A 20,178-nucleotide genomic window follows, 5' to 3' on the forward strand; every position below is an offset into this window, starting at 1 on the left:
GGGAGATGTAAGGGGGGCGCTGCCCCGCCAACGTGTCAGGACGTGTCGGCCAAACCTGCGCTGATAACAATATGTTGGCAGACATTGTCGATGTCTCGAATGACATCGTCATTCCAGAACTGCAGCACGGTCCAGCCATCCTGCGCCAGACGTGATGTCCTTGCTTCGTCACTTGTGAGAGCGTCGGTTTCCGCATGCTGGGTGCCGTCAAGCTCGACGATCATCGTCTTCTCTGGACAAGCGAAGTCGGCGATGTAGCCAGCGATTGGAAATTGTCGCCGAACGCCAAGGCCCATCAGTCTGTGCGCACGAAGCTCGTTCCAGAGCTTCAACTCGGCGCCGGTCATGACTTTACGCATCGACCTCGCGTTTGCGCGGTGTTTCGGGGGCAATGGTGTGTGAGGCATGGTCAGTGTTCGGTGGTTATCGATGTTGGCGCTCTACGGCGCCCCCCTCTGTCCTGTCGGACATCTCCCCCACTTGAGGGGAGATCGGCAGTTCGACCGCTTTCGCCAAACTCTTGCACCCGCTCAAATCCCCGAGCCGTCGAGTTGCTGGGCGTCTTCACCTTCCCAAGGTGCTGGCATCGAGGCACGGCTGAGGTTGGCCGTCGGCAACGGCATCCAGCACTTCAGTTCCGGTTCGGCGTATTCGACGACGCGCCCTGGCGAGGAGTCCGACGCGCGCCAGCCTTCCGAGGCGAACTGGTCGGCGCGTGACCAATAGGCGAGGTCGACTTCCGCCGGCCCCTGTTCGGACGGGCGCACCGTGACCAGGATGCGGCTGCCATCCCTCGGCGCCGTCGACATGTGGCGCCACCGTTCGGGCTCGTCCATCGCAATTCCTCCTAGCACCTGTTCGTTGGGTGGAGTGTCGCCTTGCGGTCCGAAGGGGTCAACCCAAAGTTTGCGCCGCTGAGCGGCTCTGTACGATGCCAGAACTTGGCGGGATCAGGCGCAGTTGGCGACCGACATATACTTGGAGAGGGAACTTGAAACGTCGGTCGCCAAGCGGGCGGGGTTGGGACGCATCACGTTGGGGACGCGGTGCAAGGTCAGGCTAACCGGATGCGGGGCGCCTGCAATCGGAACGCTGGCCCATGGTGAACGACTGGTTACTATCCACAGGGTTCACCCGACAGACCGCGTCAGGACAGCTGTGCGCAACGCTGAACTGCCGGCCATGCGCGCTCGACGGGCTGTGACCCAGTTGATAAGCCCATCTGCGAAAGGAGCGCCTGAGTCGAGATGACCGTTGCGATCGAGATGGGACACACGACCGCAGGCGCCCCGGCGAACCTGGATCTCGAGGAACTGCTGGCGACCCGGCTTTTGGTGCAGGGCAATTCGGGCTCCGGCAAGTCGCATCTGCTGAGGCGCCTCCTGGAGCAGAGCGTGCCCTGGGTGCAGCAGACCATCATCGACCCCGAAGGCGACTTCGTGTCGCTGGGCGATCGTTACGGCCATCTGGTGATTGATGCCGAGCAGCATACCGAGCGCGGCCTGCAAGCGGCCGGCGAGCGGGCGCGCATCCATCGCGTCTCCACCGTGCTCAATCTCGAAGGGCTCGACGCCGAGAACCAGATGCGGCGCGCTGCCGCCTTCCTCGGCGGGCTGTTCGAGGTCGCCCGCGACCACTGGTACCCGATGCTGGTGGTGGTGGACGAGGCGCAGCTGTTCGCGCCGGCGGTCGCCGGCGAGGTTTCCGACGAGGCACGAAAGCTCTCGCTCGGCGCCATGACCAATTTGATGTGCCGTGGCCGCAAGCGCGGGCTGGCCGGCATCATCGCCACCCAGCGGCTGGCCAAGCTCGCCAAGAACGTCGCCGCCGAGGCGTCCAATTTTCTCATGGGCCGCACCTTCCTCGATATCGACATGGCGCGCGCCGCCGACCTTTTGGGCATGGAACGGCGCCAGGCGGAGGCTTTTCGCGACCTGGAGCGCGGGCAGTTCATGGCGCTCGGCCCGGCGCTGTCGCGCCGTCCGCTGGGCCTGCGCATCGGCCCGACCGATACAAGCCCGCGCAACGGCACACCGCGGCTGATGGCGATGCCGGAAGCGGCATTGGAGGATGCACGCGCCATCATCCTGGCGGCGCCGCCCCCCGAGACGGTGCGCGCGCCGCGCCGCACGACGTCGCCGGACCTGCTCGACCAGTTGATGGCGGCCAAGTCAGCGGCCTTGGAAATCCGCCCCGAACCGGCGGAGCCGCAAGTCAGCGCCGAGGATCTGGCGGAGCGTCGTGAGCGCGTCGACCGCGTGCTGCGCGCCATCCTGGCGCAACCCGACGCGGGTTTCCGTGTGATCGGCGTGCTCTATCAGGAATTCGTGGTCCGCTGCCGCATCGAAGGCCTCGCCTCGGTCGTGCCCGACCTGCCGGAGTTCCGCCGCATGCTGACGCGCGCCCGCGCCGGCCTCGGCTCCGAGACGACGCAGGATGACGCATGGCGGGACGTTTCCGTCCGCGCGTCGCTGCTGCCCGACGACATGCAGGGCGTGTTCATGATGATCGCGCGTGCGGCAAAGGAGGGCTGGCCGTGCCCGAGCGACGCCGCGATCGCGCGTGCCTACGGCTCCCACTCGCTGCGCCGCGCCCGGCGTCTCTTGACCTATATCGAGGAGCAAGGCCTCATCGTCTGCCAACTGGACGGAACAGGCCGGCGCACCGTGACGCTGGTCGAACTGGCCTGGGCGACGGCACCGGGCGATCCAAATGCTGCGGAGGTGGAGCAGGGGAGCCTGGCGCTGTGAGGCGGGGCGGATAGGGCGCTGTGGGGTTAGAAGCCGCCTTGCATGCGCTCACCTCGGCACGCGCGGGGAGCCAGCAACGACGTCGATCCCACACCCGGCCGTCAGATCGGTCGCGGTGACACCGGTCAGGGTAGGTGTATCTCGCCACCGAAATCGATGGCCGTGCCTGTTTTGCGGCGAACGCCGACCTTGCGGCCCATTTTCATTGCAAGTGATCAAAGCGTCGCCAACTGCGAATTCGCTATGGTCTTTCCTTAGGATTGGCGCAGCTTCAGCTGCTCCTCCAGCGCAACGACAACACTTGTGGCAAATCCGTCGTGTACATGGCGGTAGATGTGCAAACGGTTGCCGTTGCCGAATTCGCGGCGGATCGGCTTGCCGTCCCGGAAATGCGCGCCCATATCCGCTTCGACCAGTACCAATGGAGACGTGGGTTCGACGGCTTCATCGCGCGGCCCGCAGGACCGACTCCAGGACGGGCACGGTCGACGCCAGCATGGCGCGCAGCCGCTCGATTGCGCTCCAATCGGGTTCGCCGCTCCACTCGTCCATGAAGATCTTCTTGAACTCGACCGCGATGGCACACCCGGTTTGCGGGAAATTGGCATGGACGAAGCGGGTCTGTTCGCCCTTGCCCTGGAAGGACACGTTCTCGCGCACATCGATCGGTTCGCCGTTGAAACGCTGGCCGCGAAGCGCCTCGATGAAAGCGTCGACAACCGGTGCCCAGCGCTCGCGGTCCATCGAGAATGTGCCGATATTGATATCGGGCGCGCCATCTTGAGACGCGGGCACGCCTTGGGGCCCTTCGCGCCGGTGGTTGTAGCTGTGGACATCGACAAGGACGAACCTGCCGTAGCGTTTTTCGACATCGACGAGGACACGCTTGAGCGCGGCATAGAACGCGTCGTGAAACGCGAGGGATTCGTTCATGATCTCCTCGGCCGGTGGCTCTTGCCACACATTCAAGCCCCAGGACTGGTCCGGCGACAGATAGATCGCAGCCTCGCGCGCCCGGTTCAGATCGACTTGAAAGCGCGATCGATGAACAATGACCTGGGTCGGGAAATCGGTGATGAACTGTTCGGTGAAGGGGTCCTCTTCACGCAGCCGGTCGGCGTTGGAGATGGACAGCAGCGATTGGCAAACGGACCCGACATCGCAGCCGCTGTGGATCGCGGTGCCAATGACGGGCGATTCACCGCGCTTGATTGTCCAGCCTGCCGCTGACCCGTTGGAAGTGGTGTTGAAAATGGGCTTGTTCACGATCCACTGAAATGCACGGAGGGCGGAGGGTTCCGGTTCGCCACGCTAGCCTAACGTTTTAAACCCTTGAGGAAACCAGGAATTTGCTCCAAGCTGGGCTTTCTCAATGATTTCCGGTTCGCACGGCGTACGCCAATTCAGGTTGGGCGCCTGGCTCAATGCCGCGATACGGAACCGGATGGTCATTATGAGGAGACTGTTTATAACGGTCGCTGAAATCGCTATGATCAAGGGGAGACGATGCGCTACATACGTCCGCTTTCAATGGAAGATGCCGTTGGCCAGTTGGCCGGCTCGTCCGGTACGGCCGCAATTCTCGCGGGAGGCAGCGACCTTCTGGTGAGGATGAAAGGCGGCTTCATCGAACCCGACCTGATCGTCGACATCAAGGCGATCGACGGCTTGAGCGAGATCACGGAAACCGGAGACGGCTTCAGCATCGGCGCCGCGGTCCCCTGCGCCGTCCTGGGAGAGAGCGCTGCGCTGAAGAAGGCATGGCCTGGCGTCGTCGAGGCCGCCAAGCTGATCGGCTCGAAACAGGTGCAGGGACGCTGCACCATAACAGGCAATCTCTGCAACGCTTCGCCTGCCGCCGACAGCGTGCCGGCGCTGGTTGCCGCCGGCGCCAGGGCATCGATTGTCGGACCGGCGGGCAGGCGCACGATTCCCGTGCAGGGCGTGCCGACCGGGCCGGGCAAGACGTCGCTGGCCAAAGGCGAGATCATCGAGGCGATCCTGCTCGACAAGCGCGCGCCGCGCTCGGGCGATGCGTATCTCCGGTTCATTCCACGCACGGAGATGGATATCGCGGTGGTCAGCGCCGGCGTGAACCTGACGCTCGATGAGCACGGTGTGGTCAAATCGGCCCGCGTGGCGCTGGGCGCCGTAGCGGCGACGGTGCTTCTGGTCGAGGAGGCCGCGCAGGTGCTCATCGGCTCCAGGCTGGACGAAGCGACGCTGGAGCGGCTCGCCAAGGTCTGCGCGGGGGCCTGTCGTCCCATCGACGACAAGCGCGGCACCGTCGAATTCAGAAGGAAAGTTGCGGGCGTGCTGGCCAAGCGGGCCGCCACGACCGCCTATGCACGCGCAGGAGGAAAATGATGGCTGGTGTAGCAGTTTCAACCACAATCAATGGCGACAGCGTCGAGTTCCTGTGCCAGCCGGACGAGACGCTGCTCGATGTCCTGCGCGATCGGCTGGGACTGACGGGCGCCAAGGAAGGTTGCGGTACCGGCGACTGCGGCGCCTGCAGCGTCATCCTCGACGACCGGCTGGTGTGCTCGTGCCTGGTGCTCGGCGCGGAGACCGAAGGGCGGCGCGTCGAGACCATCGAGGGCATGGCGCATGGCGACACACTGCATCCGCTGCAGCAGAAGTTCCTCGAGCACGCGGCGCTGCAATGCGGCATCTGTACGCCGGGCTTCCTGATCGCGGCCAAGGACCTTTTGGCCAAGAACCCCGATCCGACCGAGGAAGAAATCCGCTTCGGCCTCGCCGGGAACCTCTGCCGCTGCACCGGCTATGACAAGATCGTGCGCGCCGTCCAGGACGCGGCCATCGTGATGAAGGGAGCATGAGATGAATTTCGATCCACGTTTTTCCGGACGCAAATTCACCTCCGTCGGCACACGCCCGATCCGTCCCGACGGCGTCGACAAGGTGACGGGCCGCGCGCGCTACGGCGCGGACTTCAACATGGCCGGCCAGCTGGTCGGGCGCATTTTGCGCAGCCCGCACGCCCACGCCAGGATCATCAAGATCGACACGTCGAAAGCGGAGAAGCTCGGCGGCGTGAAGGCGGTGATCACCGCGGCCGACCTGCCGGACCTCACCAATGGCGACGCCGCCATGTACGACGTCCTCGACAACTGCATGGCGCGCACGAAGGCGCTCTATGACGGCCACGCGGTGGCCGCGGTGGCGGCGATCGACGCCCGCACCGCCAGGCAGGCGCTGAAGCTGATCGAGGTCGAGTACGAGCTTTTGCCGCATGTCACCGATGTCGACGAGGCGGCGAAGCACAAGGCGCCCTTGATCAACGATGCCATCTTCACCGAGGGTCTTGAGGAAAAGCCGGTAAAACCCTCCAACGTCACCAAGCGCAGCCAGTTTGGCCATGGCGATGTCCATCAGGGTTTCGGGCAAGCCGACTTCATCGTCGAGCGCTCCTTCAAGACCGAGCAGACGCACCAGGGCTATATCGAGCCGCATGCCTGCGTGGCGAATTTCAGCTCCGACGGCACCGCTGATCTCTGGGTCTGCACGCAGGGCCATTTCGTCTACCGCCAGCACTGCGCCCAGCTGCTTGGCATGGAAGCCTCGAAACTGCGCGTCACCTCGTCGGAGATCGGCGGCGGTTTTGGCGGCAAGACCCATGTCTGGGCCGAGCCGGTGGCGCTGGCGCTGTCGCGCAAGGCTGGACGGCCGGTGAAGCTGGTGATGACCCGCGACGAGGTGTTCCGCGCCTCCGGCCCGACCAGCGCCACCTCGATCGACGTGAAGATCGGCGCCCGCAAGGACGGCACGATCACCGCCGCCGAAGCGACGCTGCGCTACAGCTGCGGCCCGTATGCCGGCTCCTGGGCCGAGATCGGCGCGATGACGGCGTTTGCCTGCTACAAGCTTGATAACGTCAAGACGGTCGGCTACGAAGTGCTGGTTAACCGGCCGAAGACGGCGGCCTACCGCGCGCCTTCGGCGCCGATGGCCGCCTTCGCGGTGGAAAGCGCGGTCGACGAATTGGCCAAGATGATCGGCATGGACCCGGTCGATTTCCGGATCAAAAACGCCGCGCAGGAAGGCACTAGGTCGTCCTACGGCCCGGTCTACGGCCCGATCGGCATCGGCCCGACGCTTGAGGCGGTGAAGAGCCATCCGCATATGAAGGCGCCGCTGGGCGAGAACCAGGGTCGCGGCATGGCTTGCGGCTTCTGGTTCAACTTCGGCGGCCAGACCTGCACCGACCTCAACATCGGCATGGACGGCTCGGTCTCGCTTGCCGTCGGAACCGTCGACGTCGGCGGCTCACGCGCGTCGCTGTCGCTGGTGGCGGCGGAGGAACTCGGCATCGCCTATGAGCACGTCAAGGCTGTTGTCGCCGATACCTCCAGCCTCGGCTACAACGACATGACGGACGGCAGCCGCGGAACCTTCTCGTCCTCGATGGCAACGATCTCGGCCGCCCGCAATGCGATCAAGATCCTACGCGAGCGCGCCGCGCAGATGTGGGACATCGCCGTCGACGACGTGGTCTGGGAAATGGGCCACGCGGTTGCCAAGGGCGAGAAGCACGGCAATCTCGGCAAGCTGTCGCTGAAGGAGATCGCGGTCGAGTCGGGCAAGACCGGCGGACCGATCGCCGGCCACAGCGAACTCGTCGCCGATGGCGCCGGCGTCTCCTTCGCCACCCATATCTGCGATATCGAGGTCGATCCCGAGACTGGCGCCACCAGGGTCATCCGCTACACGGTGGTGCAGGATGCAGGCAAGGCGGTGCACCCGACCTATGTCGAGGGACAGTACCAGGGCGGCGCCGCGCAAGGCATCGGCTGGGCCCTCAACGAGGAGTATATCTACGGCAAGGACGGGCGGCTGCAGAATCCGGGCTTCCTCGACTACCGCATCCCGGTCTGCTCGGACCTGCCGATGATCGACACCCAGATCCTCGAAATCCCCAACCCCAACCATCCCTATGGGGTGCGCGGTGTCGGCGAGACGTCGATCGTGCCGCCGCTGGCGGCGATCGCCAATGCGGTGTCGAACGCCGCGGGCGTGCGGATGACGCATATCCCGATGTCGCCGCCGCGCATCCTGGCGGCGATCGAGGCGGAACGGGAATGGTCGAAGTAACGCTCTGGGGCTCGCTTGGCGCGCTCGCCGGAGGCAACAGCAAGGTCGAGATCGAGGCCAAGGACATAAGGGAGCTGTTCAGGAAGCTGGCTGAACAGTATCCCGGCCTCGAGCCCTGGATCGACAAAGGCATCGCCGTCGCCATCGACGGGACGATCTATCGGGATACGTGGTCGAAGGAACTGCCGCAGGGGGCGGAGATTTTTTTGTTGCCGAGGCTGGCTGGGGGATAGGCGAGCTATTGACGACGATGTGCTCGATGCGACGGGCCGAGCCGGGTTTCGGCAGACGTGCCGCGAGGCGGTTGGCCCCGCGGCGATGCCGAGGTCGCTCGTCGGTTTCGGGGGGGGTCGGCAAAGACCGGTCAGCCAGCCGCCGCGATGCCGGCGTGATGGCTGCCCAATTGCCAGAGGGGCAAAGGAAACCGCCCGTGCTGGACTTCGAGCAGGCGAAAGCCCGCCCCTCCGATCAGGCGCAGCGGATCGCGGTTGAGGTGGCAGCCGCCGGCAATTGATCCCCACAGCCCGTTCAGCCGCTCTTGCCACCGGCGGCAACGCGGTCCCTCGGCCTGGCCGTGCTCGATGAAGATCAGCCGGCCCGTCGGCTTCAGAATGCGCCGGATTTCGCTCAGCGCGGCTTGAGGGTCGGGAATGGTGCAGAAGGCATAGGTGACGACCACCGTGTCGGCGAAGCCATCCGCCAAAGGCAGGCTCTCGCCGCTGGCCCGGATGCATTCGACGGCAAAGGGCGAGGCGCGGCTCTTCGGTGCGGCAAGGCCTAGCATGGTGCCGTCGGGATCGACGCCGACCAGCCGCTCTACCCTGGCGGCTTCGTAATAGGGCAGGTTGAGGCCCGAGCCGAAGCCGACTTCGACGACGACACCTTGCGCCCGCGGGATGACGCGCCCGCGCATCCGCGCGAAGGCGCCGGCCGAGCAGCCGGCATGGACGAAATAGGGGGCGACGCAACGCGCATACCAGGAGAGGCAGGTCTGGCACATGGCTCAGCCTCCATGCCCGGTGGCAGGGGCGCCGAGGGTAAGTGGTTCTGATGTGCGATGGCTTGATGTATTGACCGGTGACATTTCTCGCTCCAAGGGAGTTGATCGGGCCGGATCGGCTCGAAACCGGGGATAGACGGCCGGCGTCCCCTCAACGTCCTCTCGAAACCCTTGCCCGGCCGCGTGCGGATCGATGGAGCTGATACAACTCAGACTTCTGGGTTTTCCGGAGTTCCGGCTGAACGGGCGGCCGATAGAGCTTGCCCTGCGCAAGGCGGCGGCGCTCGTTATCTACCTCGCCGAAGCCGGCGGACCCGTGGCGCGCGAGGTCGCCGCCACGCTGCTGTGGCCCGAAGCCGACGCGGAGGCCGCACGCGCGCGGCTGCGGCGCACGCTGTACAAGATCCGCATCGCGTTCGGCGAGGAGGTCATATCAGCCAGTGCGGCATCCCTCATGGTGCGCGCGCCGCTGTCCGTCGAGGCCGATGCAAGCGCCTTCGAGCATGCCTGCGACGCCGGTCTTCTCGACGATGCCGCCGGTCTCTACACCAGCGACTATCTCGCCGGCTTCTCGCTGCCGGACTGTCCCGAATTCGAGGAATGGGTGTTCTTCCGCCGCGAGGCCTTGCGCAGCCGGCTGGTGCAGGCGCTGGAGCGGCTGGTGGAAGCCAAGATCGCCGGGGGCGAACCGCGCGACGCTGTAATGCATGCCACGCGCCTTGCCGCCCTCGACCTCTTGAGCGAAAGCGCGCATCGCCATTTGATCCGCGCCCATCTGGCGGCGGGCGACCGGGCGGCGGCCGAGCGCCAGGGCGAAACCTGCACGCGGCTGCTGCGCGACGAACTCGGCGTGGCGCCGGACCCCGCTACGCTCGCTCTGCTGCGCGCGAGCGATGCCGAGGTGCCGAGAACCCGCTATGTCGAGGTGGACGGCATCCATATCGCCTACCAGACTGTCGGCAGCGGCCCGGCCGATATCGTGCTGGTGCCTGGCTTCATCTCGCATGTCGAGCGCATCTGGGAAGACAGGAGCTGCCGCGCCTGGCTCAATGCCGTGTCGCGGCTTGGCCGGCTGATCCTGTTCGACCGGCGCGGCATGGGCCTGTCCGACCGCGTCGGCGCCCGCCCGACCGTCGAGGCGACCGCGCGCGACATACTGGCGGTGATGGATGCGGCCGGCAGCCGCCGGGCCGTGCTGGTCGGCGCCTCCGAGGGCGGGCCGGGCTGCATCCGCTTCGCCGTCGACCACCCCGACCGCCTGACCGGCCTCGTTCTGTGGGGCTCGCTCGCCAAGGGCAGCCATGCGCCCGACTATCCCTTCGCGCTCACGGCGGCGCAATACGATCTGTGGCAGCAGCGCCTGCTCGCCGGCTGGGGCGGCCCAGCCGAAATCGAAACCTTCGCGCCGAGCGTCGCCTCCGACCGCCAGGCGCGCGCCTGGTGGGCCGGCCTGCTCCGGGCCGCCTCCAGCCCCGGCGCCGTCGCCGGCCTGCTGCAGGCACTGCGCGATGCCGATGTGCGGCCTCTGCTGTCAAAAGTCTCGGCCAAGACGCTGGTCCTGCACCGCGCCGGCGACCGCGCCGTGCGGGTCGAGGCCGGGCGGTATCTGACGGCGAGGATACCGGGGGCGCGGTTTGTCGAGGTGGAGGGGGAGGATCACTGGTTCTGGGTGGGGGAGCAGGGGGTGCTGCTGGAGGGGATTGGGGGGATGGTGCGGGGTAGGTGAGGGGCCGATGAGGGTGATGTAGAGAGTGCACTGTTACCGTAATTCGTAATTCATGCGTTTTCTGGACGGACTCTCACTTCCATCCGTCTGAAGCGTCATCAGGAGAGTTTAGCTTGCGCATTCGCGTAACAAGGTTGTGATTTTCGCATCAAGAGTGCGGGCGACAGCAAGAGCCTCCAAACTGCCATAGGAGAGAAGATAACTCTCCATTTTGTCATAGGAGACATGCACGCCATCGGGACGTTGATCGAGAAGGACTGTGACTGGGGCGTAAGATCCAGCGTCGGGAACGTGCTTGACCATTTCTTTCATAATGAGTGGATTGCCCACCAGAAACCGCATGCTCTTGAGAGTCTCGGTTCCAGTTTCGCGGCGCAGAATGGCGCCCAAGTCGAATTCCGCGAAGAGCATGAGACCTGTGCGGCCGAGGCCGCTTTGCACAACGCGCTCCAAATCCGAGAAGGAATTTGCAGCCCTCGTCGCCTTGAAAAACTCGACCATGTCAGGTTGGCCAACCGCTGACTTGAGTGCGGCCACAACGGCGTCGAATGGTTTGGAAGACGTCAGGCTGAGACGCTCAACCTCGACCTTGGCGATTGTCATTTCTCTCTCCGCAACAGCTCTCATGAATAAAGGCGCGCTCGATGGCGCCGGGATTAGGCAACGCCGGTCAAGCTTCCAGGAAGGTCCGGACGTGGCTTACGAACAATTCGTGGTGCTGAAACAGCGAGCCGTGACCGGAATCGGGATAGAGGACCAGCTGGGCGTTGCTTAGAGCCTTGAACATTGCGTAGGCGTTGTCCGCCGGCAGCATGGTGTCGTGGCTGCCGCTGACCACGAGGGCGGGCTGGCGGATGGCGCGCAGAATGGCGTGCTCGGGATCAGGTGTGGCGCACCAGGTAATAAGCGCCTTGGCCTGCGGATCGGTCACCGTGCTGCCGTTATCGGTATCCCGATCTTCCTTACGCACCTTAGCCCGCTTCAGAAACGCTCGGCCGGCCGACTGGCTGGCCGAGGACTTCGTGAAGAACAGCGGCAGGCGGGGGTCCGGCACCTCGTTTTGGGAAAACGCGTCCTGCAGAACCGCCAAGAGGTGTTCCTCTCCGCCTTTCGGAGCGGTGCCAACGAGGATGAGCTTGCGGACCAGCGTTCCGTGCTCGGCGGCGATCTGCTGCGCGACGCAGCCGCCGAGGGAAAAGCCCAGAATGTCGACTTCGGAGAGGCCGAGCAGTTCGATAAAAGCGACCGCGTCTCGCGCCATCGCCTCGATGCTGTCCGGCGTTTGGCCTGTCGAGCGGCCGACCCCAGCGTTATCGAAAACGATCACCGGTCGATCGGCGGCCAGGATATTCACGACGGCGGGGTCCCACGCGTCGATGTTGCCAGAGAAATGCTGCAGGAGAACCAGCGCCGTTCCGGTCGATGGGCCGAGGCGGCGATAGGCGAAGCGGATTCCGCTGCCTTCGATGTAACGGGTGGGCGCCGTTTCTAGCGTGGCGTCGTCCTGGCTCGCCGTGTCGAACTCAGTCATGTCATCCTCCGGATGCTTGGTATTAAATAATTGAGTGAGAGAAGCTGTTGCGGTTTTGGCGAGGCCTGAGCCGCTCGCGGTCCAAGGCATTCCGTAGTTCGCCGAGCACGCGTGGTGCTCCCGGCACGAAAGTGCCGGGAGCGGTATCGTCACTTCACGAGTGCGGCCTTTTCAATCACCGCGGCGACTTCCTTCGCGTGGACGACGAGGGAGGCATGGCTGCCGGCGACCTCCGTCGTCTTGGCCTTCATCCTGTTGGCGAACATCTTCTGGACCTCGGGTGCGATGACCTTGTCCTTCGTGCTGATCACATAGAACGTCGGCTTGTCGTGCCAAGCTGCCTTGTTAACGGGAGCCTCGAACGCCGTATGGTTCAACGGGAGCTGATGGCTTGCCAAGGATTCGGCGATCTCCGGAGGAAGGTCAGCCGCGACTGCCGAAGGAAACACTTTGGGATCGATGTAGAGGTCGCCCTTTTCGTCGGGATGAATCGCCGCGCCGCCTTCGGTTGCCGGACCGCTCTTTGCCAGGGTGGCCAGGGATTGTCCTACGTCGGGCGCGAATGCGGAGACATAGACGAGCGCCGAGACCTTCGGATCGTCACCTGCTTGCGTGATGACAACGCCGCCCCAGGAGTGGCCAACGAGAACGGTCTTGCCATTCTGTTTCGCGAGCGCCTGTTTGGTGGCATCAACGTCCGCTTCGAGGGAGGTGAGCGGGTTTTCAACGAGCGTTACGTTGTAGCCCTTCTTCGTGAGGATATCGGCAACAGGCTTCCAACTCGTCTGGTCGACGAAAGCGCCATGGACGAGCACGATGTTGTGAGCCGCCCCCTTTGGCAGTTGAGCTGATTGGGCGGGGGCGGCAATTGTTGCTCCGGCCATGAGGACGGTGGCGACTGAGAGTAGAAGATATCGCATTGATTGCTCCTGTTGAGATGACGGACGACGCGAGTCCGGGGATAGGGCAGGCGTGTCGGCAAAAGTCGCGGTTCTCCCATCTGCCGTTTGCGCAATGGTTTGCCGCCCGATCTGTTGGCTCGACTTGAGATCAGGTAGTACATGGGGCATTCGGACGTTAGGCATCAATCGTCCGAATATTGTGTCTGACCGTCCGTCGTTTTAACATTGGGGAATGGACATCCTCGCTGAAGTGCTCGATCGCGTTCGCCTTGGCGGAACCTTGCTGTTCCACTTCGAGCTCGGCCATCCCTGGAATCTCGCGCTGCCAAAGCGCCCCTACGCCCTGTTCCACTATCTCAGCCGTGGTTCGGCTACGCTCGCGCTCGAACAGGGACGAGAGCTCCACATGACCGAGGGCGACTTTGTTGTCGTCACGCGTGGCGAGCCCCATGTGATCTACTCGGATAGCCAGACGGAGCCGGTAGCGATTGTCGACATCGATCGATTAGCCGGGCGTCTTGGCCTCGTTCGTCACGGAGGCGGCGAGCAGCCGCTCGCGACGATGATCTGTGGTAATTTCACAGTGGCACGGCCCTCGCGCGGTAGCGTTTTGGAATTGCTTCCGCCCGTGCTTCTTCTGAAGCCCACGGAAGACGGAGGATGGCTCGAGGCTATTCTGCAACGCATGGTGAGCGAGGCGGCGTTCGAGCGTCCCGGACAAGGCGTCGCGCTCTCACGTCTGACTGAAGTGCTCTTCGTCGAGGTGTTGCGAAGCTGGATCAAGTCGCTCGGCCCCGGAGAAGGCGGGTGGCTGGGGGCGATGGCGGACCCGCACATAGGACCGGCACTTCAGTTGATCCACGAACGACCGGATCGGCCCTGGACCCTTGGCGACCTCGGGCAAAGCGTGGGACTTGGTCGTTCGGCGTTTTCGGCTCGCTTCACTAAGCTCGTTGGCGAGTCCATGTACCGATATCTGATCGCACGCCGGATGTCGGAGGCCGCGTTTCTGCTCGAAACAAGCGACGAGGGGATTGCACGGATTGCGACCCGTGTCGGCTACGAGACCGCGGCCGCGTTTTCGAAGTTGTTCCATCGACATCATGGCCTATCGCCTGGCCGTTATCGAGCAGTTCGCCGGTCTGACGGTGGCCTAAGGCAAGCGGGCGTTGTGGGAACAGAAGTTGCCGATTGACCTCAACCAAGCTGGCATCTGGAGGGTCTGGCAACGGGCGGCGGGGCGTCTCCGACAGGAGTGCCCAGTTTTCACGAATGACGCACCGGGAGAGACTCGAACTGTCCTCGAGTTTTGGCTTGATCACAGGCGCGACGACTGCTTTCGCGAGGCTGCCATCTAGTAGTGGACAGTCCGCTTTTCGGCCCAAAGCAGCCATCCGCCTCAATCCACCCCCCTACCTCTCCTCCACAATCCGCCTTGCCCCCTCCGGCATCTGGAGGATGGTCAGCAGGGTTGTCAGCACTGTCAGGATCTGCGCGCCGATGATGGTGCCGGTGTAACCGCCGCGGCCGCCGAAGATGGAGGTGCCGCCGATGACGGCTGCGGCCACCGAGGGCAGCACCAGCGGTTTGGCGAGCGACAGATCCCTCTCACTGCACGATGTCCGTCGCCGGCGGAGCGGCCGCAGGCGCCATGCCGGTTCCGCTGATGATGTAGCCCGGGTCATCGGCGTACGCGAAGACCTTTGTAATGATGCCTGATTTCAGAGCTTCGGTGCTTTGGACCCAGTAAAAACCGTAAGGTGTCGCCAGTCCCATCATGGCGAACACATCCTGGCTGCTGACGCCCATGTCTTCGAAATAGCTGGAAAGCATCTGTTTCAACGCAGGGTCGGACCGCGTCGAAATTGCGTTAAGGTCTCTTTTTGCTGCCTGCTCGGGCCCTCTGTAGCCGTTGATCGTTACTTGATGAAGGCCGATGCGGGCACCAGGAGCCGCAGCGCGGATTTGGCCGCCCATGAGAGCTAGCGGGCAAGCCGAGAAGCAGTAGGCGCCCCCTGAATGGACCTCGCCTTGCGACCAGCCGTTCTCAACGATTTTTTCGGGACAGCGCGGCACCAGCATCGGGCAGCCGTTCAGCTGCGTTCTGCCCACTGCTGTTTCCAGGCCGGCGCTCCGGATCATGCGTCCAATCGCTAGCGCGGCAACCACGTCCCCACCGGGAGACTGAAACACCACAGGCAGTTTTTTGCCCTTCAGCCGCTTCAGAAATGTCTTGAACCGTCTGGCGGTGTCGCGTGTTATGGCGCCTTCGGCTGATATCCATTGAACGCAGGTTTGCGTGCAATCGCCGTTGCGAACCAGAGCGAAATTCATCGGCCACTCGCCGGGCGCCTGCTGTTTCCCGGCGGCCGACGCTATCGCAGCCAAGGACATAAGAGATGCGGCGACGCTCAGGCAAACGGCCGATAGCAAAGCAACGCGAATTGCCATGATGATTGCTCAGTCAACCTTCATGGTCATGGTGATTGTCGACTGGCCGTGATTGACTTGGCTTTTGCCGGTGGCGACGAAGACAAAGGTGTCTGTGCCCTTGTAGCCGTTTTGCGCCTGATAGGCGATGGTCGAGCGGTTGGGGAGGGTGACCACTCCATGCTTAGGGCGGGAAACGATTTTTAGACTGAGGGTACCGCTGGCGTTCATGGGAAATACGCATTTTTGCCCGCTGTGGACCATGGCGCTGCCATTGGTGTCCACGCCGAGCCAGAAACGCAATTGCCATGGACATTCGAGCGCATGGGCGGGCGCTGCAAGGCCCACGGCGAGAAGGCTCGCGAGGGCAAGGGCTGAAAGTCTGGTGGGAATCATGGAATAGCGCTTTCTTGCCAAAAGAGATTTGATGGGAAACTCGATGCCTCGTGGCGATTTGGTTTCCGAAGGGCGGATGCAACAGCTTTTCGAAATCACCAGTCTAAATAGGGTGCAGCATCAACGTTTGTCCTCGGGCTGCGGAATTGTCTGGGTCGTCAAAAGATAGCGCCAGCTTTTTCTCGAATTTTTTCGACATACTAATCAGCCCCCGCTTCTAGATGCGGATTTCTGCATATTGGCGGTATGTCGTGCAATAGATTTATTCAGTATTTGAAATTGGGATCATGAATTGGACGCGCTTGTCGCTGTCTTGTGGGCCTTGTTTGTTATCTCCATAGGCCGCCATCTTGACCCTTCTGGTATTACCGCTCCTCGACAATCCGCAAATAAGCCGCCGTCACGAAAAGCACGATCAGCCCGAACAGAATCCGCCTTGCGCCCTCCGGCATCTGCAGCGTCGTCAGCACGGTCAGGATCAGGACGCCGATGATGGGTGTAGTCGCCGCGGTCGCCGAAGATCGAGGTGCCGCCGATGACGGCTGCGGCCACCGAGGGCAGCACCAGCGGTTCGGCGAGCGAGAGCGATGGGGCCTTGATCAGGCCGATGTAGAGCAGGCCGGTGATGCCGGCGAGCACGCTGGAGATCACATAGAGCGCTGTTATGACCTGCCAGTATTGCACGCCGGACAGCCGCGTTGCGCGTTCATTGTCGCCGACGGCGTAGAGCAGGCGGCCGAAGCCGGTGCGGGCGAGCGTGAAGACGATCAGCGCCGCCAGCGGCACGAACAGCAGCAGCGCGTTGGCAGCCGGCAGCGGAATGGCGAATTTGATGGTCCAGCGCTCGTTGACGATGCTGGGGTGCGCTCACCGGTTCGCCCCGATCACCCACTGTTCCTGGTCGACCAGCGTTCCGGTCATTGGTCCGGCCGCATCGGAAAGCAGGAAGACGGCGAGGTTTGCGATATCGCTCGTCGAGAACAGGCGGCCGAAAGGCTGCGAGGCGTTGGCGGCATCGAGCCAGCCCGGACCGTTGCCCAGCGTGTCGGCCTGCATGACGCGTTCGGCCGGCGTGTCGGTCCAGCCGACATTGATGCCGTTGACGCGGATGCGGTCGAAGCGGTGGGCGTTGGCCGCGTTCTTGGTCAGCGTCGCCAGCGCGCCCTTGCTGGCGGAGTAGACGGCGAGTTCCGGCGAGCCGCAATGCGCGTTGATCGACAGGATGTTGACGATGGCGCCACCCTGGCCGCGCTTCTTCATGTCGGCGATAGCCGCCTGCATCAGGAAGAACGGTGCGCGCGCGTTGACGGCGAACAGCGAGGCCCAGCCGTCGAGATCGGCATCGAGGAAGGACGCGCGGTCGGTCAGGCCGGCGGCGTTGACCAGCGCATCGATGCGGCCGAAGCGGTCGATGCAGGCTTGCGCCAGCAAAGCGGGAGTTGCCGGGTCGGCGAGGTCGGCGGCGACGAAGAGCGTTGGTGTGCCAAGCTGCGAAAGCTCTTCCGCCACAGCGTCGCCGCGCGTTTTCTCGCGCCCGGTGACCAGCAGGCCGCCGGCGCCGGAACGCGCCAGCGTCTCGGCGATGGCGCGCCCGATGCCTTGCGTCGAGCCGGTGACCAGCACCACCTTGCCGTTGAGTTGAAGCTCCATTCCTCCTCCCGGAACAAATTTTCTATTTCCTGAGATATGGAACGCCGAATTCCCGATAGTCAATCGTGCCAGCTCTTGCTCATTCCCGCGGCGGGCGGGGCGTGGACGGCTGCGCGGCTCGGGTGAGAGGCGATGGGCAGGGGCGGTTGGCGTCCGCCCCGAACCGTGGCCGGCGCGTCAGCAAGACTGACCTGTCCTGCCCGAATATCGCCTCTGAGCATCCCTTCCCGGTTAAAAAAGTATCATCCGTTGCCTTGAATCGTGGTGGCGCCTGTTGTCATGAGCCGATACCGTGGCTCTTGAAATGCAGAGCCGAAACCAATTCGGCCGGTTTAGGGAATGTGGGCCGAATGCGGCAACGATCCGTGCCGGCCCGGGAGGAAACGGACATGGAACCGGACCTGGAAGTTGTCCAGATACGACGCGGTGAGTCCTTCAAGGCGTGGTCGCACGGCTACCCCTTCCACACGGTGCGTTGGCATTTCCATCCCGAATATGAACTGCATCAGGTGATCTTCACCAATGGCCGCTATTTCGTCGGCGACTTCATCGGCGAATTCGAGCCGGGCAATCTGGTGCTGACAGGGCCGAACCTGCCGCACAATTGGGTCAGCGATATCCCGAGAGACAGCTCGATCCCGCTACGCGGCCGCATCATCCAGTTTTCCGAAAGCTTCATCGGCGATGCCATGCAAGTGCTGCCGGAGCTGGCGGGGCTCGGGCATCTGCTCGAGGCGTCGCGTCGCGGCGTGTTGTTTTCCAGCCGCACCAGCAAGGCGCTGGCGCCATTGATGGAAGAGATGATGCAGGCGCAGGGCGTGCGCCGCATCGAGCTGTTCATGATGATCGTTGGCCTGCTCAGCCGCGTCCAGGAATTCCAGCTTCTGGCCAGCGCCAGCTACCGGCCCGATCCGTCAGGCTACATGACCGCTGGCATGAACAAGGCGCTCGCCTATATCAGGGAGAACCTGACGCAGCTGTTCGACGAGGCGGATCTTGCGGCCATTGCCGGCCAGTCGACCGGTGCCTTCTCGCGCTCGTTTCGCCGTCACACCGGCATGTCTCTGGTGCAGTATGTCAAGCGGCTGCGCATCAACCTCGCCTGCCAGATCCTGATGAGCGACGAGCAGGCCTCGATCACTGACATCTGCTACGAGGTCGGCTTCAACAATCTGTCCAATTTCAACCGGCAGTTCCTGGCGGAGAAGGGCATGCCGCCCTCGCGTTTCAGGCGGCTGCTGGCCGACAACATCAACGCGGGCAAAGCCGCTTAACGGAGGAACCAAGGGAGGAACAACACTTTTTCGCATGACAACGTGGACCGCATGGAGCGGTCCGCGATGGAGAGCGCTTGTCTTGAAAAATCCTCCGTCAGCGGAGGATGTGGGCGCGGACTCGAAAGGTCGGCGCCGAGCCCTAGTTCCCAATTGCAGTTGGGGGCGAGGGCGGACGCGTGTCTCCACACCAACGTCAACGACCTTCTTACAACCATATCCAGAAACGGAGAAGACCGAATGACCAAACTTTCATTGAAATCCCCCGGGAAATCCGCCGGCATGGCAGCCCTTGCGCTGTCGCTGCTGGCCGGCACCGCCGCGATCGCCAGGGCCGCTGAGGTCACCGATGCCACCGTCGCCTTCCTGATGCCCGACCAGGCCTCGACCCGTTACGAACAGCATGACTATCCCGGCTTTGCCGCCGAGATGAAGAAGCTGTGCCCAGGCTGCAAGGTGCTCTACCAGAACGCCGACGCCGACGCTTCGCGCCAGCAGCAGCAGTTCAACTCGGTGATCTCGCAGGGCGCCAAGGCGATCGTGCTCGACCCCGTCGACTCAACCGCCGCCGCCTCGCTGGTCAAGCTCGCGCAGAGCCAGGGCATCAAGGTCATCGCCTATGACCGGCCGATCCCGACAGCACCGGCCGACTTCTATGTCTCGTTCAACAATGAAGGCATCGGCAAGGCCATCGCCGACTCGCTGGTCGAGCACCTGAAGGCGCTGAAGGTCGATCCGGCCACCGGCGGCGTGCTGCAGATCAACGGCTCGCCGACGGACGCGGCGGCCGGCCTGATCAAGAAGGGCATCCATGCAGGCCTCGACAACAGCGGCTACCAAATCCTGGCCGAATACGACACGCCGGAATGGGCGCCGCCGAAGGCGCAGCAATGGGCCGGCGGCCAGATCACCCGCTTCGGACCAAAAATCCTCGGCGTCGTTGCCGCCAATGACGGCACCGGTGGCGGCGCCATCGCGGCCTTCAAGGCGGCCGGCGTCGATCCGGTGCCGCCGGTGACCGGCAATGACGCGACGATCGCAGCACTTCAGCTGATCATCGCCGGCGACCAGTACAACACCATCTCCAAGCCGAGCGAGATCGTGGCGGCAGCCGCTGCCAACATCGCCGTCAAGCTGCTTTCGGGCGAAACGCCTAAGGCCGAGATGACGCTGTACGACACGCCCTCGCAGCTGTTCACGCCAGCGGTGGTGACGCAGGAAAACCTGAAGGCCGAGATCATCGACAAGAAGATCAACACCCCGGCCGAACTCTGCGTCGATCGTTACGCGGAAGGCTGCAAGAAGCTGGGCATCGGGAACTGACCGCGACCCTTGCCCGCTCCGCTGCCTGGCCGCCCGCGGCCAGGCAGCGCTCATCCGATATTTTTGAACCGGTTTTGAAAG

General features: G+C 63.6%; 20 protein-coding genes and 2 pseudogenes. 9 read left to right on the plus strand and 13 right to left on the minus strand.

Annotated features, from left to right (window positions below; genetic code table 11):
- Positions 1-35 precede the first annotated feature (35 nt).
- Positions 36-407, minus strand: a complete 372-nt coding sequence (locus ASD99_RS03625; protein WP_082583142.1) for an endonuclease domain-containing protein — start codon at positions 405-407, stop codon at positions 36-38.
- A gap of 123 nt (positions 408-530) precedes the next feature.
- Positions 531-836 (minus strand): hypothetical protein, encoded by a 306-nt coding sequence (locus ASD99_RS03630; RefSeq protein WP_056591812.1) that lies wholly within the window; start codon positions 834-836, stop codon positions 531-533.
- Between the two features lie 411 nt (positions 837-1,247).
- Between ASD99_RS03630 and ASD99_RS03635 the strand changes: the two genes are divergently transcribed.
- The gene (locus ASD99_RS03635) at positions 1,248-2,750 is read left to right on the plus strand and encodes an ATP-binding protein (protein WP_057142765.1); all 1,503 of its coding nucleotides are present in this window, start codon (positions 1,248-1,250) and stop codon (positions 2,748-2,750) included.
- Positions 2,751-3,004: 254 nt separating this feature from the next.
- Here the strand turns inward: ASD99_RS03635 and ASD99_RS33100 are convergent, their stop codons facing one another.
- A complete protein-coding gene (locus ASD99_RS33100; protein ID WP_156388920.1) occupies positions 3,005-3,151 on the minus strand; it encodes a hypothetical protein in 147 nt (48 codons plus the stop codon).
- 43 nt (positions 3,152-3,194) lie between these two features.
- On the minus strand, positions 3,195-4,019 hold the full coding sequence (locus ASD99_RS03640) for an N-formylglutamate amidohydrolase (RefSeq protein ID WP_057142766.1): 825 nt from the start codon (positions 4,017-4,019) through the stop codon (positions 3,195-3,197).
- A gap of 237 nt (positions 4,020-4,256) precedes the next feature.
- Between ASD99_RS03640 and ASD99_RS03645 the strand changes: the two genes are divergently transcribed.
- From ASD99_RS03645 to ASD99_RS03660, 4 genes are read left to right on the plus strand one after another with little or no spacing between them, the layout of a single operon-like run.
- A complete protein-coding gene (locus tag ASD99_RS03645; protein WP_056591820.1) occupies positions 4,257-5,117 on the plus strand; it encodes an FAD binding domain-containing protein in 861 nt (286 codons plus the stop codon).
- Entirely contained in the window at positions 5,117-5,593 is a 477-nt protein-coding gene (locus ASD99_RS03650; protein WP_056591822.1) for a (2Fe-2S)-binding protein, read from the plus strand. Before ASD99_RS03645 ends, ASD99_RS03650 begins: the two co-directional genes overlap by 1 nt.
- Before the next feature lies 1 nt (position 5,594).
- Positions 5,595-7,865: a xanthine dehydrogenase family protein molybdopterin-binding subunit gene (locus ASD99_RS03655; protein WP_057142767.1), complete on the plus strand. Its 2,271-nt coding sequence runs from the start codon at positions 5,595-5,597 to the stop codon at positions 7,863-7,865.
- Positions 7,853-8,098 carry a MoaD/ThiS family protein gene (locus ASD99_RS03660; protein ID WP_056591828.1) on the plus strand — a complete coding sequence of 82 codons (246 nt, stop codon included), beginning with the start codon at positions 7,853-7,855 and terminating at the stop codon, positions 8,096-8,098. The genes ASD99_RS03655 and ASD99_RS03660 overlap by 13 nt, the downstream gene beginning before the upstream one ends.
- Positions 8,099-8,229: 131 nt before the next feature.
- Here ASD99_RS03660 and ASD99_RS03665 read toward each other — a convergent pair whose 3' ends face one another.
- Positions 8,230-8,865 (minus strand): class I SAM-dependent methyltransferase, encoded by a 636-nt coding sequence (locus ASD99_RS03665; protein ID WP_056591831.1) that lies wholly within the window; start codon positions 8,863-8,865, stop codon positions 8,230-8,232.
- Between the two features lie 193 nt (positions 8,866-9,058).
- Between ASD99_RS03665 and ASD99_RS03670 the strand changes: the two genes are divergently transcribed.
- On the plus strand, positions 9,059-10,591 hold the full coding sequence (locus ASD99_RS03670) for an alpha/beta hydrolase (RefSeq protein ID WP_057142768.1): 1,533 nt from the start codon (positions 9,059-9,061) through the stop codon (positions 10,589-10,591).
- 108 nt (positions 10,592-10,699) lie between these two features.
- On the opposite strand, the gene ASD99_RS03675 is transcribed toward ASD99_RS03670, so the two are convergent.
- From ASD99_RS03675 to ASD99_RS03685, 3 genes are all read right to left on the minus strand, one after another.
- Positions 10,700-11,194: a DUF302 domain-containing protein gene (locus ASD99_RS03675; protein WP_056591837.1), complete on the minus strand. Its 495-nt coding sequence runs from the start codon at positions 11,192-11,194 to the stop codon at positions 10,700-10,702.
- Between the two features lie 67 nt (positions 11,195-11,261).
- Positions 11,262-12,122: an alpha/beta fold hydrolase gene (locus ASD99_RS03680; protein WP_057142769.1), complete on the minus strand. Its 861-nt coding sequence runs from the start codon at positions 12,120-12,122 to the stop codon at positions 11,262-11,264.
- A 149-nt stretch (positions 12,123-12,271) separates the two neighbouring features.
- A complete protein-coding gene (locus ASD99_RS03685) occupies positions 12,272-13,042 on the minus strand; it encodes an alpha/beta fold hydrolase (RefSeq protein ID WP_057142770.1) in 771 nt (256 codons plus the stop codon).
- Positions 13,043-13,256: 214 nt separating this feature from the next.
- Here ASD99_RS03685 and ASD99_RS03690 point away from each other — a divergent pair, with 214 nt between their 5' ends.
- Positions 13,257-14,219: an AraC family transcriptional regulator gene (locus ASD99_RS03690; protein WP_056591844.1), complete on the plus strand. Its 963-nt coding sequence runs from the start codon at positions 13,257-13,259 to the stop codon at positions 14,217-14,219.
- 217 nt (positions 14,220-14,436) lie between these two features.
- Here the strand turns inward: ASD99_RS03690 and ASD99_RS31775 are convergent.
- The 5 genes and pseudogenes from ASD99_RS31775 to ASD99_RS03705 all read right to left on the minus strand — a co-directional run.
- A pseudogene (locus tag ASD99_RS31775) lies at positions 14,437-14,625 on the minus strand (ABC transporter permease); the annotation flags it as partial.
- Between the two features lie 7 nt (positions 14,626-14,632).
- Positions 14,633-15,475, minus strand: coding sequence for a hypothetical protein (locus tag ASD99_RS03695; RefSeq protein WP_056591849.1), 843 nt, complete (start codon positions 15,473-15,475; stop codon positions 14,633-14,635).
- Between the two features lie 9 nt (positions 15,476-15,484).
- Positions 15,485-15,850: an Ig-like domain-containing protein gene (locus tag ASD99_RS33105; RefSeq protein WP_156388921.1), complete on the minus strand. Its 366-nt coding sequence runs from the start codon at positions 15,848-15,850 to the stop codon at positions 15,485-15,487.
- A 365-nt stretch (positions 15,851-16,215) separates the two neighbouring features.
- Positions 16,216-16,654, minus strand: a pseudogene (locus tag ASD99_RS03700) (ABC transporter permease); the annotation flags it as partial.
- Positions 16,655-16,717: 63 nt separating this feature from the next.
- Positions 16,718-17,500, minus strand: a complete 783-nt coding sequence (locus ASD99_RS03705) for an SDR family oxidoreductase (protein ID WP_057142771.1) — start codon at positions 17,498-17,500, stop codon at positions 16,718-16,720.
- A 389-nt stretch (positions 17,501-17,889) separates the two neighbouring features.
- Between ASD99_RS03705 and ASD99_RS03710 the strand changes: the two genes are divergently transcribed.
- Both ASD99_RS03710 and ASD99_RS03715 read left to right on the plus strand, forming a co-directional pair.
- Positions 17,890-18,774 carry an AraC family transcriptional regulator gene (locus ASD99_RS03710; protein WP_057142772.1) on the plus strand — a complete coding sequence of 295 codons (885 nt, stop codon included), beginning with the start codon at positions 17,890-17,892 and terminating at the stop codon, positions 18,772-18,774.
- A 240-nt stretch (positions 18,775-19,014) separates the two neighbouring features.
- Positions 19,015-20,097 (plus strand): sugar ABC transporter substrate-binding protein, encoded by a 1,083-nt coding sequence (locus ASD99_RS03715; protein ID WP_057142773.1) that lies wholly within the window; start codon positions 19,015-19,017, stop codon positions 20,095-20,097.
- The last annotated feature ends 81 nt before the right edge of the window (positions 20,098-20,178 follow it).

Origin of the sequence: Mesorhizobium sp. Root695 (assembly GCF_001428185.1) — a bacterium.
Classification (GTDB): Bacteria; Pseudomonadota; Alphaproteobacteria; order Rhizobiales; family Rhizobiaceae; genus Mesorhizobium.

Excerpts from the sequence above, each read along its gene's own strand:
- ASD99_RS03680 (WP_057142769.1), bottom strand. The coding sequence starts at position 12,122 with ATGACTGAGTTCGACACGGCGAGCCAGGACGACGCCACGCTAGAAACG.
- ASD99_RS03685 (WP_057142770.1), bottom strand. The coding sequence starts at position 13,042 with ATGCGATATCTTCTACTCTCAGTCGCCACCGTCCTCATGGCCGGAGCA.
- ASD99_RS33100 (WP_156388920.1), bottom strand. The coding sequence starts at position 3,151 with ATGGGCGCGCATTTCCGGGACGGCAAGCCGATCCGCCGCGAATTCGGC.
- ASD99_RS03675 (WP_056591837.1), bottom strand. The coding sequence starts at position 11,194 with ATGACAATCGCCAAGGTCGAGGTTGAGCGTCTCAGCCTGACGTCTTCC.
- ASD99_RS03635 (WP_057142765.1), top strand. The coding sequence starts at position 1,248 with ATGACCGTTGCGATCGAGATGGGACACACGACCGCAGGCGCCCCGGCG.
- ASD99_RS03665 (WP_056591831.1), bottom strand. The coding sequence starts at position 8,865 with ATGTGCCAGACCTGCCTCTCCTGGTATGCGCGTTGCGTCGCCCCCTAT.
- ASD99_RS03710 (WP_057142772.1), top strand. The coding sequence starts at position 17,890 with ATGGAACCGGACCTGGAAGTTGTCCAGATACGACGCGGTGAGTCCTTC.
- ASD99_RS03670 (WP_057142768.1), top strand. The coding sequence starts at position 9,059 with ATGGAGCTGATACAACTCAGACTTCTGGGTTTTCCGGAGTTCCGGCTG.
- ASD99_RS03695 (WP_056591849.1), bottom strand. The coding sequence starts at position 15,475 with ATGGCAATTCGCGTTGCTTTGCTATCGGCCGTTTGCCTGAGCGTCGCC.
- ASD99_RS03715 (WP_057142773.1), top strand. The coding sequence starts at position 19,015 with ATGACCAAACTTTCATTGAAATCCCCCGGGAAATCCGCCGGCATGGCA.
- ASD99_RS03655 (WP_057142767.1), top strand. The coding sequence starts at position 5,595 with ATGAATTTCGATCCACGTTTTTCCGGACGCAAATTCACCTCCGTCGGC.
- ASD99_RS03705 (WP_057142771.1), bottom strand. The coding sequence starts at position 17,500 with ATGGAGCTTCAACTCAACGGCAAGGTGGTGCTGGTCACCGGCTCGACG.
- ASD99_RS03630 (WP_056591812.1), bottom strand. The coding sequence starts at position 836 with ATGGACGAGCCCGAACGGTGGCGCCACATGTCGACGGCGCCGAGGGAT.
- ASD99_RS03660 (WP_056591828.1), top strand. The coding sequence starts at position 7,853 with ATGGTCGAAGTAACGCTCTGGGGCTCGCTTGGCGCGCTCGCCGGAGGC.
- ASD99_RS33105 (WP_156388921.1), bottom strand. The coding sequence starts at position 15,850 with ATGATTCCCACCAGACTTTCAGCCCTTGCCCTCGCGAGCCTTCTCGCC.
- ASD99_RS03650 (WP_056591822.1), top strand. The coding sequence starts at position 5,117 with ATGGCTGGTGTAGCAGTTTCAACCACAATCAATGGCGACAGCGTCGAG.
- ASD99_RS03690 (WP_056591844.1), top strand. The coding sequence starts at position 13,257 with ATGGACATCCTCGCTGAAGTGCTCGATCGCGTTCGCCTTGGCGGAACC.
- ASD99_RS03625 (WP_082583142.1), bottom strand. The coding sequence starts at position 407 with ATGCCTCACACACCATTGCCCCCGAAACACCGCGCAAACGCGAGGTCG.
- ASD99_RS03645 (WP_056591820.1), top strand. The coding sequence starts at position 4,257 with ATGCGCTACATACGTCCGCTTTCAATGGAAGATGCCGTTGGCCAGTTG.